A 17,411-nucleotide genomic window follows, 5' to 3' on the forward strand; every position below is an offset into this window, starting at 1 on the left:
CGCTTCAACGCTCCATATTTCAATGTATGCGCCAAAGCTCGGGACTTACCTGCATGGTACTACTTCTGATCAAAGAATCGAAGATAAGCGCCGTAACCTGCCGATTCCATTTCCGCCAACGGAATGAAGCGCAGCGAAGCGGAATTGATGCAATAACGAAGACCATTCGGACCAGGACCATCATTAAAAACGTGACCTAAATGCGAGTCCGCCTCCGTGCTTCGTACTTCGGTACGTATCATAAAATGACTCGTGTCCGTTACTTCTTTCACATGACCTTCGAATAAAGGCTTTGTGAAGCTAGGCCAACCGCAGCCGGAGTCAAACTTATCGTAAGATGTGAATAAAGGCTCGCCTGAAACGATATCCACATAAAGACCTTTCTCATGTGAATCATGGAACTCATTTTCGAAAGGACGTTCTGTCGCATTATTTTGGGTAACCGCATATTGGATTGGCGTTAGTGATTTCTTGCGTTCTTCCTTATCCTTGGCTGTGTTCCAATATTGCGAAATATACGCATCGCGTCCTGAGCCTTTGCGGTAGGCTTTGTAGTGAAGTGGATTTTTGTGATGATAATCCTGATGATACTCTTCCCCTGGGAAAAATGCTTCGGCATCAATCCGTACGATTTCCGTTACGATTGGACGATCGAATCGGCCGCTATCCTGCAGAGCTTGCTTGGAAGCCTCGGCTTTCGCTAGCTGCTCATCGCTATGGGCAAAAATCGATGTGCGATACGACGATCCCCGATCATGGAATTGTCCTCCCGCATCGGTTGGATCAATTTGACGCCAAAACGTCTCAAGTAATTTATCATAAGGGTATAATTCGGGGTCAAATGTAATTTGCACGGCTTCCGCATGCCCTGTCGTCTCTGAGCAAACTTCTTTATATGTCGGATTGCTTGTGTGCCCACCTATATAACCGGAAACCACGGATATAATGCCTGGCAGTGATTCGAACGGCGTCACCATACACCAGAAGCATCCCCCTGCGAATGTTGCTTTATCGGAATGAACGCCTTGTAAGTTATCTGTCATGTTAACGTCACCTCTTTCTCAAAGTATCCTCTTATCATACCAAAAGTTGCGAGTAACACCAAAAAACACCGTTCATCGAATGAACGGTGTTCGTCTATGCATCGAAGCTATGGATCCTACAGGTTGTTGAAAATGTCTGTAAGCACAGGCACGATTTGAGATTTACGGGAAACAACGCCTTTTAGAACGGCTTTGTTGTCAACTAGGGATACGTTGTAAGCTTTCTCAACGGCATCTGCTTTACGCCCAAGAGCAAGACCTACGGAATCATTGTTCAAAATGTCCGTTACAACGAACAAGAACAAGTCTAGGTTTTTCTCAGCGATAATAGCTTGAAGTGCTGTTTCGATTTCAGCTTGCCCAGAAAGAACATCGTTCACATCAACCGCATTCACTTGTGCGATTTCTGCTTTGTAGCTGCCCATTTGGAATTCTTTGGCATCCAAAGAAATCAATTGTGCAACGGTTTTGTCACTTAGATCTGCACCTGCTTTAAGCATGTTAAGACCATAAACTTCAGCGTCAACACCAGCAATAGCAGCTAGCTCACGAGCAGCAGCAACGTCTTGCTCTGTGCAAGTTGGGGATTTGAATAGCAAGGAATCCGAAATGATGGCAGAAAGCATCAAGCCTGCGATGTCTTTGTCGATCGCAACGCCGTTTTCTTTGTACAATTTATTTAGAATCGTTGCTGTGCAACCAACCGGCTCCGCACGGTAGTAAAGCGGGTGGCTCGTTTCGAAGTTGGCAATACGGTGGTGGTCAATAACTTCCACAACGCGTACTTGATCGATGTCGCTAGCGCTTTGTTGGCGCTCAACGTGGTCCACCAAGATGACATTTGCTGCTTCGTTAGCAACGGTTTGAACTTCACGTGGAGCTGCTACTTTGAACGTATCAAGCGCGAATTGTGTTTCGCCGTTAACGGAACCTAGACGAACTGCTTCTACTTCTTGACCTAATTTCGTTTTCAGTGCAGCGTAAGCAATTGCGGATGTGATTGAATCAGTGTCCGGATTTTTATGTCCGAAAATAAGTGTTTTTGACATGGTACGACTCCTTAAACGACATATTTTAGTGAGAGTGGCTATCATTTCTATATACGATTATACTCAAAATTCTGGGTAAATCCACTATTAAACTCGGAATCTGCCTATATCCACCCGAGATTCTTGGTAAATTGACACATATAGTAGACCATCACAAGTCTAAAATGAATCTCGCCTACTGTGACGTCGGCACGGACAATTGCCCAACCCAATCTTCGAATGGTTTTTGGCTGTCTACGACGATGCGATGCAGTTCCAGCGGGGGTTGCTTGGATGATGCCCAGCCCTCTAGGGTCGTGAAGGCGTACTGAAATTTGGCCTTTCGTAAAATCTTCAGCGTCGCGTGATTGTAATCGCCGTAAGGATAAGCGAACGTATCCGCTGGCTTCCCCAGCTCTTGCTCGATGCGGGCCCGTGCTGCGAGGATCTCTTCGCGCTGCTCTTTCTTGCTGAGCTTGGGCAGATGCGGGTGCGTCACGGTGTGTGACGCAATATCCCACCCTGCTGCGCTCAGCTCCTTAACTTGCGGCCAGGTTAGGTACCCTGGCGTGCCCACAAGGCCCGTCGACAAGTACAACGTCGCCGGAAATCCGTGCCGCTGGAGGATGGGCAACGCCACCTCCGCATTATTGGCATAGCCGTCATCGAACGTGAGCAGCACGGGGTGAGCCGGTGACGGCATTTTGTCTTCGAGGACGCTGGCGAACTCAGCCAGCGTCAACGGGGTGTAGTGATGCGCGGCCAAATAGTCCATTTGGCGCGCGAACGTATCGGGGTGAAGCACGTACGTGTTCCCGGAGGCCACCCCGATGCTGTGGTAGTTTAGCACGGGGATGGCGATCCCGTGCTTGGCCTCCGCTGGAGCAGCGAAGCTGGCCAGCAGGAGGCACGCGAGCAGCAAAGCACGCGTGACCGCAATCCGCACAGCGCGTGCTGTTTGCGACGTGCTCATTAACTTTTGCAATCGTGTGCTCATAGATCGCCTACCATGATTAGGCAAAGTGGACATTTGCTTAGATCGCCTACCTTTTATTGAACATTTGCTCATGCCCAATGGTTGATCTCCTAAGCCTCCCCTATTCGATCACCGAATATGCAAAAAATCCCAACTACCCGTCACAAGCCACCAGTCTACTCGATTTTATTAACCTGATGCATTTCACCACAAATAAGAGCGCTCTACCACCTCTATTTCGCCATTTCCACCTCATTCAGCAGAGATAAGAGCGGTTAATCGCTCTTATTCTCTTACTATTACCGCCAGTAACAGCATTTCATTTCAAATAAGAGTGGTTTACCACCCCAATTTCTCTCATTTAGCCTAATTATGCCAAAATAAGAGCGGTAGACCGCTCTTATCAACATGCATCCTGCTCTTTGGTACTCAGAATTAACCCCAAACACCTAAAATGATGACTCCCAGTGTAATTAAGAATGATGTTAGTAAACGTCTTGTCCCTTGCTTTTCACGTAAGATAAATACTCCCATAAATGTTCCAAAAACAGTTCCTATTTCTCTCATAGGAGCCAATTGTGAAACAGGTGCGAGTTTTAAGGCAAATAAGAATAGAAGGTACCCTCCAGGTGCGATAAGTCCACCAAATAACATTATTCTCCAGTTGCTCCTCAATTCTTTCCCCATGCCCTTTGAGTTAAAAGCAGCCCATGACAGGGCTAGTAAATTTCCGATATTTGTAGCTTCATTTAGTACTACAGCTGGAACATAGGTTAAGGCAACCTTATCAACCACAATGTAACTGGCAATGCAAATCCCCACTGCTAATGCCAGTAATGGTACTCTCATCGATGAAAATTCATAACCTTTGAATTTAATATTACTTAACAATGCAATTCCTGCGACAATTGAGATAACACCTGTCCATCCCAAAGGAGAAAACTTTTCGTTAAGTAAAGTCACTCCGAGAAGTGGTACTAATAACGGACTAGTTCCTCGTATTATAGGATATGCCTGTGATAAGTCACCTATTGTATAGGTCGCAGCCAGTAATACGATGTACAGCCCGTGCAGAAACATGGATGCAAAAATTATCAACCAACCTGTAGAAATTAATTGTGTACTATTCCATTCTATAATTGTCCATGGCAAGAAAAGGACTACGGCGATTAGTTGGCAAAACCAAAGGAATACATTTTTGTTAATGCTCCTCTTCGTATAGAGATTCCAGACCGAATGAAGGAATCCTGACCCGAGTACGAGCAATATTGCTAAGTTTAACATTGCCACCAACCTCCCAATTGAGTCAGTTAAGCAAACTTTTTACCATTAATTCCCTTCCGCCAATTGAATCAACTTGTTCACCGTCTCCCAGTTCCGTGTGGTAGCAGCCACGCCTAGTTTCTTCTCAATAAAATTGTTACTGAACTTGGAATCACCGTAGTTTTTACGAATGAGTAGATACACCGTTATTCCCTTAACGTGATACTCGTCCACTTCACTTTGTGCAGCTTGTAACTTAGCAAGTGCGGCCTCTGTCGGGGCCTGGGACAGAAATGTAACATATCGTTGCTCATTTTCATCCACATTCACAGTCGGATAAGGTGTGTCTTGCACGACCTCTTGCATCTCAACTGGTGTGCGAATAATGACAGAGATATCAAACGTCAACTGTTCCTTCAGCTCATGCACAATGCGATCACGCAGGACCGTTGGGTCCACCTCTTCACTGTCAAAAATCACATTCCCGCTCTGGATATATGTACTCACATTTGTAAACGCCATCGATTCGAAAAGCTGTCTAAGCCGATCCATTTTAATAATCTTCTGGCCACTAACATTAATTCCGCGCAACATCGCGACAAACCTTGACATAGCCACACCCTCCCTTTTCACTTGAATTTCACTCGCCCTACTCTTAATTCCCCTCTCAGCCTACCCTACCTCATCAACACGCACCCCTCCAAGACGAGCAGCTATATAACTAGCTACGCCATCCTCATCATTACTCGCTACAATCTCATGCTTATTCGCTTCATTCGGCCGACTCGCCCAGAATTGATGATCCCCCGTGCGTGCCAACCACTCATGAAATACACGCTCGTTATCCTGCTCATCCAACGCAAACAGCAGTGGCGTTACACCAAAGGTTTTGCCCATTTTAATAATCGCATTGCTTCGTTCACAATCCAACCAGCGACCGTCTAGCACCCGCTTCACAATAGGATCAAACAACATCGCCCCGTTATAGAGAACGAGCGGATACCGCCACGGAATTTCCGACACGACAGCGTGTGAACTCTGATAACTACGTGCAGTCGCGTAACTAACAACCGTTCCCTGCTCAAGCGCTTGCGTAAATATGCTTACCGGATAGTCAGATGGCTTCGCATTGGATCTCAACATGGTTCCGTCCAAATCTGTCAAGAAATAGTCTTTTCTCATCCGATTTCCAAGCTCATCGCTGGTTTCCTCCAAGTCCTTTGTTTATGTCTATAGGCATTTTTATCCAAGAATTATAGCACAACCACACAGAAATTTGTCCATTCCGCACCTCGCTCATTTTCAATATCTTCCAACATGATTTATACTAAGGTCAATTACTTCAACTGAGAAAGGATACGGATCACATGACGCAGCAGCCTGCAGCGACGAATTATGAAATCGCACAAGTGTGTTTACTCGCAGGTAAAATCATGCTGGAAAACGGCGGCGAAACTTATCGCGTGGAAGATACGATGACCCATGTTGCCGAGGCCTTCGGCATTCCCAATTCGCATAGCTTTGTCACGCCAACTGGCATTATTTTCTCGATCGACGGGCCTGAGCAGACGACGCGACTGATTCGCATCTCTTCTCGATCAACGGATTTACGAAAAGTAACCGTGGTCAATGCCATTTCCCGCAGAATCAGCCAAGGTGAGCTAACTCCGACTGAAGCGTATCAGGAGCTAGAAACGCTCAATACGGATAAACGAAGATATCCTGCTTGGTTGCAGACATTAGCCGCAGCGATCGCTAGCGGTTGTTTTCTCATCATGTTTCAAGGTGAGTGGTCGGACTTCTTCCCGGCCTTTCTTGCGGGTGGAGCAGGTACAATTTCCTTAACTTATTTCCATCGTTTAGTTCCTATCAGATTTTTCGCCGAATTTCTGGCGTCATTAATCATTGGACTTATTGCTTTTTTAACTGTCAAAACAGGGCTAGGTCATAATCTGGATACGATTATTATCGGCTCCGTTATGCCGCTCGTGCCTGGACTTCTCATCACGAATGCCGTGCGTGATTTGATGGCAGGTCATTTTGTATCTGGCGTTTCCAAAGGTGCCGAGGCATTTTTAACCGCTTTTGCCATTGGAGCAGGGATCGCTTTTGTCTTAACATTTTATCCAGGGAAGGGGTTCTAGCATGGACATGTTGGAGCAGCTGATAACAAGCTTCATATCGACTTCCGCTTTCGGCATCATTTTCAATGTACCTCGAAGAACGCTAGTGCAATGTGGTTTTGTGGGCATGGTCGGTTGGATGCTCTATTTCTCTTTTCAAAAAGCAAATCTGGATCCCATCTTAGCCACACTCATTGCGTCTTTTGTTGTGACGATTATTAGTCAGTTTTTTGCAAAAATATATAAAACACCCGTCATCGTTTTCAGTGTTTCCGGAATCATCCCACTAGTCCCTGGTGGACTAGCCTATGACGCTATGCGAAATGTCGTTCAAAATCACTATGATGTGGCTGTGCAGCTTGCTGCGAAAGCTTTTTTGCTCTCAGGTGCAATCGCCATTGGATTGGTGTTCTCCGAAGTCATTAACGTGCTTCTAAGACGGACAAGAGCGTAACGAATATAAATCAGTCCAAAAAACCAATAATCACATACATATTAATAGGTTCAACCTATAACTTCATGCCTTTTACATCTTGGATTTTTTCCCATCTGCCCTTTACACTAAGGATATAGAGTAAATAAGCCAAAGATTGGAAATGGAGCCGATGACAAATGAATGACAACGCCAACCATCACATTTTAACGAAATTCGATGAAATTGCCCAAAAGTATGACAGTCAGCGGAGAAAGCTGATTCCTTGCTTCGATGATTTTTATAATACGGCCGCTTCCTTAGTCCAATTAGGACATGAAGCTCCGCGCATTCTTGATTTAGGTGCAGGCACGGGACTTTTCTCATCCTATCTGCTTCGCACTTACCCGCAGGCGAGTTTAACCTTGATTGACTTATCGACGGGAATGCTCGACATTGCCAAGGAAAGATTCCAGGATGCAGGAGCTGCTGAAGTGACGTACCTTACTGGAGATTATTCGTCATTCGAGGATGCAGAGCCATATGATGCCATCATCTCTTCCCTTTCGATTCATCATCTTGAGGATGTGGCCAAACAGGCGCTATACGCTCGCATTTTTCAATTATTGAAGCCAGGCGGGGTATTCGTTAATGCAGATCAAGTCTTAGGTAAAACACCATTTCTAGATGGCTTATATCGCTCAGATTGGGTCACGAAGATAGAAGCAACGGATCTTTCTCAAGAAGCGCTGCAAGCGGCCTACGAGAGGACGAAGCTGGATAAAATGGCACCACTAGACACACAGCTTGGCTGGCTTCGCGACTCCGGCTTCAAGGATGTGGACTGTGTCTACAAGTCCTATAATTTTGTTGTGATGTTTGCGAGAAAGCCGTAATCGCTCCAGGAATGAGCGCACTTTTCTCGCTCCGTTATTACCAAATCATCGGCTTAGACACCATGAACCACATCATCGCAAGCGTAATAATCACATATAAGATCAAGGCTTTCCGAAGCTTGTTTACGATGAGATCACGATCTTCGTGGGGAGCTTTCAGCTGTCTCAGAAGCGGTGAGAACGCACGTGCGATGAAGTACAACGAAGCTACCATGATCAGGACTGTAGCGACAATCCACGAGGTTTTCCAACTCCATGCCGTTATCCAAGTCAGAATAATGCCTGTGGCCACCAATACATGTCCTGCATGCTTCGTTAGTCGAACTGTAATCCGAAATGGCTCTAAGTAATCTGGAAGCTGCTCAAATGGGGCTCTACGAATAAGGGCAAGTAATGGAAACAAGACGAAATAAGGGCCGATGCTTAACACGACGCTAAAAATATGAATATAGAGCATGACAATGTACCAAGACAAGTTGACCATCCGTTCTATCATGAATTTGAATAAACCGTGTGAATCCAAGGATCCACACGGTTCTTTGTGTTATTCTGCTTTTTGGAATTCGTGAACCCAGACTTTCATTTGCGGCAGCCATGGCATACCCGGGTGCATAGCAAGAATACTGTCGCGATACTCATCAACGGTTTCGTGACCTTCTTGTTTCGCATGCTCAGGTGTAAGTTCACCTAGTGCTTGTTGATACACATTGGTAACCGTAAAGGCTGTACCTTGTAAGTCCATCGTTTCACCAATATCCGCATAACGTCCATTACGACGACAAGCCGTTTTTTGGCCAGCAAGCACTTTGCTTACTTCTGCTTCTTTCGTTACCAGTCGATCGATGGAACACGTTTTTGGTGGTAATGTTTCATTCACGTTCGTTTCACTCATGTTAGTTCCCTCCTTTTGCCAGTTTTTATTATAACGAATCCCATCCACTTTGTCGAACTGACTCGTTTCTTCGTATTTTACTGCCGAAATTACTCGCGCAAGGCTTCTTTAAGCTTCGTTGACATGCTCTCCATTGAACCCGACGCAGGAGGCTTTACGCCGCGTAACCGTGCGATTTCCGCCTTCAACCTTTCGTTTTCAAGCGATAATGCCTCGACTTTAGCCTCGATCTGCTCGCGATCTAAGTGATCCCACTTTCCCATCCGTACACCTCCTAGTATTAAAATACCCCCTCCTCACAAGTCGATCATCCCATTGGATTCTCGCCATGCATCAAAGGGGGCGGTTCCTTTTACTATCGCTTATTTCGTGATTGTAATCGCATATAAACGAGCTGTTTCTTCCCAAACTTCGCCTGGCTCTAGGGAAACAAGTCCGATTTGATCTGCAGGAAGATCCACATTCGGCGCATTGACCAAATTCATTTGCGGCTCTGGGCAGAAGAAGCCTTCTGTTTTGCCATTGTTCCAGATCATCCATTGCTTATAGGAAGTTCCTACATCATAGACTAGTTTGATCCCTTCACGAGCATCTGTCAATGCCATGAAGTTGCGGCTATTTTGCGGAACACTTGTGTAATGATTATCCATGTCAGCAAAGAATGGCGACAACCCGCCTACTTTCATCGTCTCTTCATCCGAGGATAGTGCTTGATATTCGCCCGTTGGCAGCATACGCTCGTTCAACGCCCAACGCTCGCCGATCGTCATTTGGAACGTATAATCAGAAGGCTGACTGTTCACAGCAAAAGGAGCATTAATCGTCGTATGGAACGCCAATAAGCACGGCATCGCTTCATTGCCTTCATTATGTACGGAAATTTGTTGATGCAAACCTTGCTCATTCAAGGTATAGATCAAGCGGATCGTAAAGTCAAAAGGTAAAAATTTATGCACAGAATGTCCTTCGCGCACACGTAACGCTAGTGTTACACGACTTTCATTGCCATCTGCGCTGAAATTCTCAACTGCCCATGGAATATTGTGTACAAATCCGTGCAAATGATTGCCTGTCTTAGGTTCATTGACTGGGAATTGAAATACCTTCCCATTCCAAGGGAATTTACCATCTTCATACCGATTCGGCGGAAATAACACGGGAATTCCATGAACGATTGGACGCTCTTTAAACGATTCCATCTCTTCGAGCGCAGGCTCGCGCAAGAAACGATATTCTTTCTCTATATCACGAAAAGCAATCAGATTTGCACCGACATCTGGCAAAACAACCGCTTCATAACGCCCAGCTTGCAGCCAAATTGCTTGTTCACCATTGTACGTTCCTTCATATGCTTTGGTAGACATCCTCTTCATTCTCCTCCTAAATGACTGCTTGTCCTCTGTCCAATAATTGGACGGACACATTGATTTCACTTTAGCCCATATTCGCGAAAAAAGTCAATGGACGTAAATTGCTTTTATATAGACAAATGTGACTTCCCTATTAGTGTGAAGAAAAACCTGAGGCTATAAGCCTCAGGTCATTCGCAATCACGATCTGATTAGCGTCTCCAAACCGCATCGTTCCAGCGAAGCTCATTACGGAACTGAAGAGGTGACGTATTTTTATTAATGATAACCACTTCAATACCAGCTAGCTCTGCCCAATCCACAAGTTGCTCTCTACTCACTGTGTAAGAGAACACCGTGTGATGAGCACCGCCTGCATAAATCCAAGCTTCTGCTGATTCATTCAGTGAAGGCAGCGGCTTCCAAAGAACGCGTGCTACAGGCAATTTCGGCATAGCTTTAACCGGTTGCACCGCATCAACTTCGTTAATAAGCAAACGGAAGCGATTGCCCATATCGATAAGTGAGGCATTAAGCGCTGGGCCTGAAGCACCGTCGAAAACAAGACGAGCTGGATCCGCTTTGCCGCCGATACCAAGCGGGTGTACTTCGATTTTCGGGCGATTTGCCGAGATCGTCGGACAAATTTCAAGCATATGCGAGCCAAGTACGAGCTCATTGCCTGATTCCATATGATACGTATAGTCTTCCATGAAGGAAGTCCCTTTGTTGTTCGCCATGATTTTCATCACACGAAGCAAAGCGGAAGTTTTCCAATCCCCTTCACCGCCAAACCCATACCCTTGCTCCATTAAACGCTGAACAGCGAGACCAGGCAATTGCTTAAGTCCATGCAAATCCTCAAACGACGTCGTGAAAGCGCCAAAGCCGCCTTCTTTCAGGAATTCCTTCATTCCAAGCTCGATACGAGCTTGCTCACGAATCGCATCACGAATCGGACCTGCTGTACGACCTTCTGGCGTAATATCATACACTTCGTTGTATTCATCCATCAGTTGATCCACTTCAGCTTCTGAGATATCGCCTACACGCTGTACAAGATCACCGACTCCGAACCCATTGATGGACCAACCAAATTTGATTTGCGCTTCAACTTTATCGCCTTCTGTTACAGCAACATGACGCATATTGTCACCAAAACGAGCAACCTTTAAATTACGACCTTCAACGAATCCCATGGCTGTACGCATCCAACCGCCAATACGCTCCAGAACAGCTGGATCTTCCCAGTAGCCGACAATGACTTTACGGGCAATCCCCATGCGTGCACCGATAAAGCCATACTCGCGGTCACCATGCGCGGCTTGGTTCAAGTTCATGAAATCCATATCGATCGTATCCCATGGGATATCACGATTGAATTGCGTATGCAGGTGAAGTAATGGCTTGCGGTATTCCGAAAGACCTGCAATCCACATTTTTGCTGGTGAGAAAGTATGCATCCACGTGATAATTCCTGCACAGGAATCATCCGCATTTGCATCGAGACACAATCTACGAATCGCATCTGGTGTCGTTAGAACTGGTTTGAATACAAGCTTGCTTGGAATTGCTTCTGCACGATCAATGCCTGCAGTGATCTGTTTGGAATGTTCGTCGACTTGAAGCAATGTTTCTGGACCGTACAAATGTTGACTACCGGTAACAAACCAAAATACTTTTTCCGTAAAAGGGTTCATGGGCTTGATGCCTCCTAGGATAATGGGATGTATGATTGCAAATTACGCTCATTTGGGGACAGTAATTAGTGACGAGCTTCCTCACGAATCGAGCGAAGACGTTTCATGACATCATTTTCACCGCAACCAAAATAGTCATGCAGCTTGCTGTACTCTTGGTACAGATTCTCGTAAACAGCCACGTTCTCAGCAATCGGCTTAAACGTTTCTTTACGAACACGAGCCATTTGCTTCGCGGCATCCACGATGCTGTCATAGCCACCTTTGTCTGCGCCAGCAGCCACCGCTCCGAACATCGCAGCGCCAAGCGCTGGCGTTTGTTTGGAATCAGCGATTTTAATTTCACGATTCGTTACATCCGCATAAATTTGCATCAAGAGACGATTCTTCTGTGGCAGACCGCCACAAGCGTACAATTCCTGCACTTCTACCCCATTGCTGTGGAAAGCATCGACAATCTTACGCGTTCCGAAAGCTGTTGCTTCCAGTAAAGTACGATAAATTTCTTCTGGTTTCGTTAGCAAAGAATATCCTAGGATAAGTCCATTTAACTCTGTATCTACAAGCACCGAGCGGTTACCGTTCCACCAATCCAAAGCGAGCAAGCCCGTTTCGCCTGGTTGGTAAGCGGATGCACGGCGCTCCAACCATTCATGAACATTGACGCCTTCCTCTGCGGCGACTTTTTCCACATAAGCAGGGACACCTTGCTCCACATACCATGCGAAAATATCACCAACTGCCGATTGCCCCGCTTCATAGCCTAAGTAGCCAGGAATGATGCCGTCTTCAACGACGCCGCACATGCCTTCTACTTCTTTCTCTTCTGTGCCAAGCAGCATGTGACAAATGGATGTTCCCATCGCCATCACTAGCTTGCCTGGTGTAACCACGCCAACGCCTGGTACAGCCGCATGCGCATCTACGTTACCAACCGCAATTGCCGTTCCCGCTTGTAAGCCCATCCGTTCAGCCATCGCTGCCGTCAATTCACCAGCTTTGGTTCCTAATGCAACAACATCACCGCGTAGCTTGGTAGCTGTCACATGCTCAAGACGAGAATCCAATGCTTTAAAGAAATCTTGGCTTGGATAGCCATCTTTCTTGTGCCAAATGGATTTGTAGCCTGCCGTACAGCTGTTAAGCACGATCTCCGATTGACCTGTCATTTGAGAAACAACCCAGTCTGTCGCTTCTAAGAAACGATCTGCTTGATCATAAATGTCAGGTGCTTCGTTCAAAATTTGCCAAACCTTAGCGATCATCCATTCGGACGATATTTTGCCGCCGTAACGTGGTAAGAAAGCTTCCCCTCTGCTCGCTGCAATTTCATTAATAAGTGTCGCTTCATCCTGTGCTGCATGATGCTTCCAGAGCTTTACCCAGCTATGTGGATTAGCAGCAAGCGCTGGTTGGAAGCACAGTGGTTGACCCTCTTTATCGATAGGAAGCATTGTACATGCTGTGAAATCAATTCCCAGCCCGATAATATCGGACGGATCTACGCCAGATGCACGTACAACTGCTGGAACAGATTGTGTTAGTACATCCATGTAATCCTGTGGATGCTGTAAAGCCCAATCATACTCCAACTTCACGCCGGAAACCGGCAGTTTCTCATCAATCACATTGTGCGGATAAGGAGTAACGTGATCTGCAACCTCTGTGCCATCACTCAAATCAACCAGAACTGCACGGCCGGATTCCGTACCATAGTCAACACCAATCGCATATTTCTTCGACATGGGGAGCCTCCTTCAAAATTGCACCTATTGCTTGATTTCAGTATAGCACTTGTACGTACAAGTTTGCTACCCCCATTTTTCAACTTATTGAATGCGAATTGTTGACTCTCGGATGATTAATTCAGGCTTGTACACTTTCCCCGTTTCACTGCCGCTAACACGCTTATTCTCGATCATATCAATCAAAATGCACGCTGCATCGCTACCAAGTTCTGTTTTAGGATGTGAAAGAGATGTTAATTTCACCTCTGTAGCCGTGGCAAGCGTGGAGTCATCGAACCCGATTAGTGAGATGTCCTGTGGCACCTGCAAGCCAATTGTACGTACAGCTTCAAGGAGGTGAATTGCGAGCTCATCATTGTAGCAAACGAATGCCGTTGGTCGCTCCTGTGAAGCACCGTACTCTAGCATAGCAAGCGCGCTAGCAAATGGCTTTTGCCATTTCTCCTCCGTTGTATAATGAATGACAAATTCCGGCAACAGCGGGATCTGATAGTGCTGATGTGCACGAATAAAGCCTTTAAGCCGGTTCACACCTTGTAAATCGTCTGTTTTGAAAAAGCCAGCCAAACGTCTGTGCCCAAGCTCGATCAAATGCTGTGCAGCCTTATAGCCACCCTCTTCATCATCCACAATCAAAGAAGGACAATTCATCTCTGGGTATCGCTCATTAATCATGAGATAAGGAATATGCTGGTAATCCAACGACAAATAGTAGCTAAGATTCGGGTTACCTTCAGCGCTTTTCGTCGGCTCAATAATAAGTCCGCTCAGTGGTTGACTCATCATCATATCCAAACTTTCTCGCTCTTTCGCTTTATCGTTATCCGTAGAGGAAAGCAGAAGTCTGTACCCTCTTGCTCGTAACGCGGCCTCTGCTCCCCTAACAATATGCGGAAAAATATAGTCAGAAATATAGGTCGTCAGGATGCCAATGGTTTGTACATCGCGTGATTTTTGAGTTTGTGGCGTGGATACATAGGTCCCTTTTCCTTGCATCCGGTAGAGCCAGCCTTCCTTCTCTAGCTCACCAAACGTCTGCCTTACCGTCTGCCGGCTCATTAGAAACTGTTCAGCAATTTCATTTTCAGAGGGCATTTGATCATTGGGTTTGAGCTTTCCTGTATGTAACCAAGATAATATTTCCTGTTTCAATTGTTGATATTTCGGTAATTGCTTTTCTTTCATACTTCACCTCAGGGCTTTGATTGTGAACGTATTATACCATTCGGTTAACTTGTATGTACATATTTTGATGTAATGACGTTCATCGTAAAAATGGACATCTATTCGCCTAATTTACTCATCAGCAGTCTGATTTTCGTATCGGGATCGGATCCAATGGACGGGGTATACACACTGCATCTCAGATCCATTCTCCCTTGCACCTGCAGGGTTGTTAGATCGAATAGCATTTTCCCCACCTTGGCATGTCGAAATTCTATGAACTCTTCAGGTGCCGTGCTGGCATCACTTTCATTCCAAAAGGCGCGAAAATCCTTGCTCCGCTCACTCATTTCTTCAATAAATGCACTATACCAGTTATCCCCCACGTATTGTCCATAATAGGAACGAAACATCGATAAGAAGCCATTTGCAAAGTCACTCCAGTTGACATCCAGTGCTTTTAATTCTTTTCGTGTAAAAAGCAGCCAAATCATATTACGCTCCCCCTCTGCAAGCTTAGCAAAATCCAGAAAACTGCCGCAGACGTTTGATTCCAGCCGACAATATGGCATCTGCGATCGGATACAATCGTCGGACAATCATGAAGCTCAGTCAAAATTCGATTCAAAGCCGGACTTATCGTCGGAATGTGATCAACAAATGTCGTTGGCGCTGGCAGCGCGGAGGCGCAGATGCCGTTATTGCCGGCGGCGCCGAAGCGACGGTCACCGACCTCGCGCTCGCGGGCTTCGGCAATGCCACCGCGTTGTCGACGCGCTGTGACGCGCCGGAGCAGGCGAGCCGCCCGTTCGACGCGCAGCGCGACGGATTCGTCGCTGCCGAAGGCGCCGGCGTGCTTGTCCTGGAGTCGCTCGAGCATGCGGAGCGACGCGGGGCTCGTATCCATGCCGAGATCGTCGGCTATGGATCAACCTCGGACGCCTACCACATTGTGGCGACCGATCCTGAAGGCTCGGGGGCTTACCGAGCCATGCGCGAAGCGCTGGTTGATGCGGAGATCGACGCGTCGGAGATCAGCACGATCAATGCGCCCGCGACGAGTACCGTCGCGGGTGATCTCTCCGAGACGCTCGCGATCAAGCGACTGCTTGGCCGCGGCGCGTTCGACGTGCCGATCAGCGCGAACAAGTCCATGATCGGCCATATGCTAGGCGCTGCCGGCGGTGTCGAAACCGTTGCGCTGATCAAAACCTTGCAGGACGGCCTCATCCCTCCGACCATCAATTTGGACAATCCAGATCCGCAGTGTCATTTGGACTATGTCCCGCATGTGGCGAGGCGCGCGGAGCTGCAGTATGGATTATCAAGTTCGTTTGGGTTTGGCGGGCATAATGCGGTGTTGATTTTGAAGCGGTTTGGGTGAGGGCTCAGTACGCGTACTCGCCTTGTAAATAGGTAGGTAACAAATTTCAAATAATGTCAGTTGTAAAATGATTTTCGGAAGAATGATCAATCAATAATAGTTCATACCATGGAGCGTAAATCAAACCTTAGACGATATCTACGAGTGATTTCACGACATGGGACTGCTGCTTATCCAGGTTCAGCATATCGCCCTCAGGTACTTGGTTTGTACTTACAACATAATTAGCACAGTAACAAAAATCAAATAATGTCAGTTGTAAACTGATTCTAGGCAAACCGATCCATCAAAATCGTTTCTCCACCAAGAGTACATGCCAACTACTTAGACGAACTAGATAAGTTTTCGGCATGAAACTGCTGGTTTGACAAATTGGGCAGCTTCATATCACAACAAAAAACCGTGCGATGCACGGTTTTTTGTTTATCCACTCTATTCGATAGTTTACTTCTACAACGTTTCCCGCGCCGCATTCACAAGCAGATCGAACCACTCATCTTCCTCAAGCAGCTCCTCTACCGCCTCGATGTCCTCTTCTTTACCGGATTCTAGCAAAAAGTGAAGCGCGTAGCTCCAGTCGTTTTTGCCTTTATTGCTTTGAAGTGTGATTTCATAAGGGTGTTCATGACCTTCGACTTTGAATTCGACATGCCCGAGGTAGCCATCTTCCTTGCTGTGTTCCATTCTTGCTTTTAAAATTTCAATCATGTTCAACATCCTTCTCTAATGTTAGTAGCCATGTCCAAATTGTGTTCATGGTTGTTTGTAAATTCGTCGCTTCTTGCCATATATAAGGTGAGTGGTCTCGGAAATAATCCGCATGTCCGCCTATGATGGGGAGCACATGGTGATGATTTGGCGCATGCTTCATGCGATTCCAACCTAGCAGACCTAGCCGCGTTCGGCTCCACCCCCCCCAGGTTCCAAGACGAGGAATGGGATCGCGCGATTGATCTTGCTGATTCGTCGCGTTCACATAGAGTACTTTGTGCTTAAGTGAATGAGAAATTGCGCATTTCGGTGATCCGATTTGAATCACGCCGAGTACATCGCAGCCCTCCTGCTCAAGCTCCCTGGCTGCCATGATGGAGGCAACGGCACCAGCACTATGCCCGATAAAGAGCAGCTTACCCTCGTGCTCCCTCGTATCTTTGACAAAGTGATACAGACTTTTACCGCCATAGCAGGATTTTTTTCGATGCGCATTATGCCACATATCCCGTATGATTTCTTGTAGCTGACCTCGCTTCGAGCGGTCCCAATCGCCGTAAGGAAAGTGAACATGAACACGCACACGCTTTCCCGCTTGCTCATATCGCGAAGCCAGTTTAACTGCAAAGTCATCCAGGAAATTAGACGCGGTTGCAAATCCAGCTGAAACATAAATGACGATGTCCGTGGTATCAGCGTGAATAGTCATGACTTGCTCCGTT

At 46.5% G+C, this 17,411-nt stretch carries 19 protein-coding genes and 1 pseudogene; 4 read left to right on the forward strand and 16 right to left on the reverse strand.

Annotated elements, in window-relative coordinates; genetic code table 11:
• Positions 1–59 precede the first annotated feature (59 nt).
• The 6 genes from msrB to AC58PQ_RS00120 form a co-directional block, all read right to left on the reverse strand.
• The gene (gene msrB / locus AC58PQ_RS00095; RefSeq protein WP_497239977.1) at positions 60–1,043 is read right to left on the reverse strand and encodes a peptide-methionine (R)-S-oxide reductase MsrB; all 984 of its coding nucleotides are present in this window, start codon (positions 1,041–1,043) and stop codon (positions 60–62) included.
• Positions 1,044–1,159: 116 nt separating this feature from the next.
• Positions 1,160–2,092, reverse strand: a complete 933-nt coding sequence (locus AC58PQ_RS00100) for a manganese-dependent inorganic pyrophosphatase (RefSeq protein ID WP_497239978.1) — start codon at positions 2,090–2,092, stop codon at positions 1,160–1,162.
• Between the two features lie 175 nt (positions 2,093–2,267).
• Entirely contained in the window at positions 2,268–3,068 is an 801-nt protein-coding gene (locus AC58PQ_RS00105) for a polysaccharide deacetylase family protein (RefSeq protein WP_497239979.1), read from the reverse strand.
• Positions 3,069–3,482: 414 nt separating this feature from the next.
• Positions 3,483–4,331 (reverse strand): EamA family transporter, encoded by an 849-nt coding sequence (locus tag AC58PQ_RS00110; protein WP_497239980.1) that lies wholly within the window; start codon positions 4,329–4,331, stop codon positions 3,483–3,485.
• Positions 4,332–4,376: 45 nt separating this feature from the next.
• Entirely contained in the window at positions 4,377–4,922 is a 546-nt protein-coding gene (locus AC58PQ_RS00115) for a DUF1697 domain-containing protein (RefSeq protein ID WP_497239981.1), read from the reverse strand.
• A gap of 60 nt (positions 4,923–4,982) precedes the next feature.
• Positions 4,983–5,492, reverse strand: coding sequence for an HAD family hydrolase (locus tag AC58PQ_RS00120; RefSeq protein ID WP_497239982.1), 510 nt, complete (start codon positions 5,490–5,492; stop codon positions 4,983–4,985).
• A 185-nt stretch (positions 5,493–5,677) separates the two neighbouring features.
• Here AC58PQ_RS00120 and AC58PQ_RS00125 point away from each other — a divergent pair, with 185 nt between their 5' ends.
• From AC58PQ_RS00125 to AC58PQ_RS00135, 3 genes are all read left to right on the forward strand, one after another.
• The gene (locus tag AC58PQ_RS00125) at positions 5,678–6,454 is read left to right on the forward strand and encodes a threonine/serine exporter family protein (RefSeq protein WP_497239983.1); all 777 of its coding nucleotides are present in this window, start codon (positions 5,678–5,680) and stop codon (positions 6,452–6,454) included.
• 1 nt (position 6,455) lies between these two features.
• A complete protein-coding gene (locus tag AC58PQ_RS00130) occupies positions 6,456–6,887 on the forward strand; it encodes a threonine/serine exporter family protein (RefSeq protein ID WP_497239984.1) in 432 nt (143 codons plus the stop codon).
• 158 nt (positions 6,888–7,045) lie between these two features.
• A complete protein-coding gene (locus AC58PQ_RS00135) occupies positions 7,046–7,741 on the forward strand; it encodes a class I SAM-dependent methyltransferase (RefSeq protein ID WP_497239985.1) in 696 nt (231 codons plus the stop codon).
• Between the two features lie 37 nt (positions 7,742–7,778).
• Here the strand turns inward: AC58PQ_RS00135 and AC58PQ_RS00140 are convergent, their stop codons facing one another.
• The 8 genes from AC58PQ_RS00140 to AC58PQ_RS00175 all read right to left on the reverse strand — a co-directional run bounded on the left by AC58PQ_RS00140 (position 7,779) and on the right by AC58PQ_RS00175 (position 15,088).
• On the reverse strand, positions 7,779–8,225 hold the full coding sequence (locus tag AC58PQ_RS00140; protein ID WP_497240611.1) for a hypothetical protein: 447 nt from the start codon (positions 8,223–8,225) through the stop codon (positions 7,779–7,781).
• A 60-nt stretch (positions 8,226–8,285) separates the two neighbouring features.
• Complete coding sequence (locus AC58PQ_RS00145) at positions 8,286–8,633, reverse strand: ASCH domain-containing protein (protein ID WP_477592808.1); 348 nt, start codon at positions 8,631–8,633, stop codon at positions 8,286–8,288.
• A gap of 89 nt (positions 8,634–8,722) precedes the next feature.
• A complete protein-coding gene (locus tag AC58PQ_RS00150) occupies positions 8,723–8,896 on the reverse strand; it encodes a hypothetical protein (RefSeq protein WP_497239986.1) in 174 nt (57 codons plus the stop codon).
• A 99-nt stretch (positions 8,897–8,995) separates the two neighbouring features.
• The gene (locus AC58PQ_RS00155; RefSeq protein WP_497239987.1) at positions 8,996–9,997 is read right to left on the reverse strand and encodes an aldose 1-epimerase; all 1,002 of its coding nucleotides are present in this window, start codon (positions 9,995–9,997) and stop codon (positions 8,996–8,998) included.
• Between the two features lie 197 nt (positions 9,998–10,194).
• Complete coding sequence (gene araA, locus AC58PQ_RS00160; protein ID WP_497239988.1) at positions 10,195–11,682, reverse strand: L-arabinose isomerase; 1,488 nt, start codon at positions 11,680–11,682, stop codon at positions 10,195–10,197.
• A gap of 65 nt (positions 11,683–11,747) precedes the next feature.
• Positions 11,748–13,427: a ribulokinase gene (locus AC58PQ_RS00165; RefSeq protein ID WP_497239989.1), complete on the reverse strand. Its 1,680-nt coding sequence runs from the start codon at positions 13,425–13,427 to the stop codon at positions 11,748–11,750.
• Between the two features lie 84 nt (positions 13,428–13,511).
• Positions 13,512–14,615, reverse strand: a complete 1,104-nt coding sequence (locus AC58PQ_RS00170; RefSeq protein WP_497239990.1) for a GntR family transcriptional regulator — start codon at positions 14,613–14,615, stop codon at positions 13,512–13,514.
• A gap of 98 nt (positions 14,616–14,713) precedes the next feature.
• Positions 14,714–15,088: an MmyB family transcriptional regulator gene (locus tag AC58PQ_RS00175; protein ID WP_497239991.1), complete on the reverse strand. Its 375-nt coding sequence runs from the start codon at positions 15,086–15,088 to the stop codon at positions 14,714–14,716.
• A gap of 185 nt (positions 15,089–15,273) precedes the next feature.
• Between AC58PQ_RS00175 and AC58PQ_RS00180 the strand changes: the two are divergent.
• Positions 15,274–15,978: pseudogene (locus tag AC58PQ_RS00180) on the forward strand (beta-ketoacyl-[acyl-carrier-protein] synthase family protein); the annotation flags it as partial.
• A 450-nt stretch (positions 15,979–16,428) separates the two neighbouring features.
• On the opposite strand, the gene AC58PQ_RS00185 reads toward AC58PQ_RS00180, so the two are convergent.
• Together AC58PQ_RS00185 and AC58PQ_RS00190 are read right to left on the reverse strand one after the other, a co-directional pair.
• Entirely contained in the window at positions 16,429–16,686 is a 258-nt protein-coding gene (locus tag AC58PQ_RS00185; protein ID WP_497239992.1) for a hypothetical protein, read from the reverse strand.
• A complete protein-coding gene (locus AC58PQ_RS00190) occupies positions 16,679–17,398 on the reverse strand; it encodes a hypothetical protein (RefSeq protein ID WP_497239993.1) in 720 nt (239 codons plus the stop codon). The genes AC58PQ_RS00185 and AC58PQ_RS00190 overlap by 8 nt, the downstream gene beginning before the upstream one ends.
• Positions 17,399–17,411: the final 13 nt, after the last annotated feature.

It is taken from the genome of Paenibacillus sp. J22P143 (assembly GCF_059692035.1).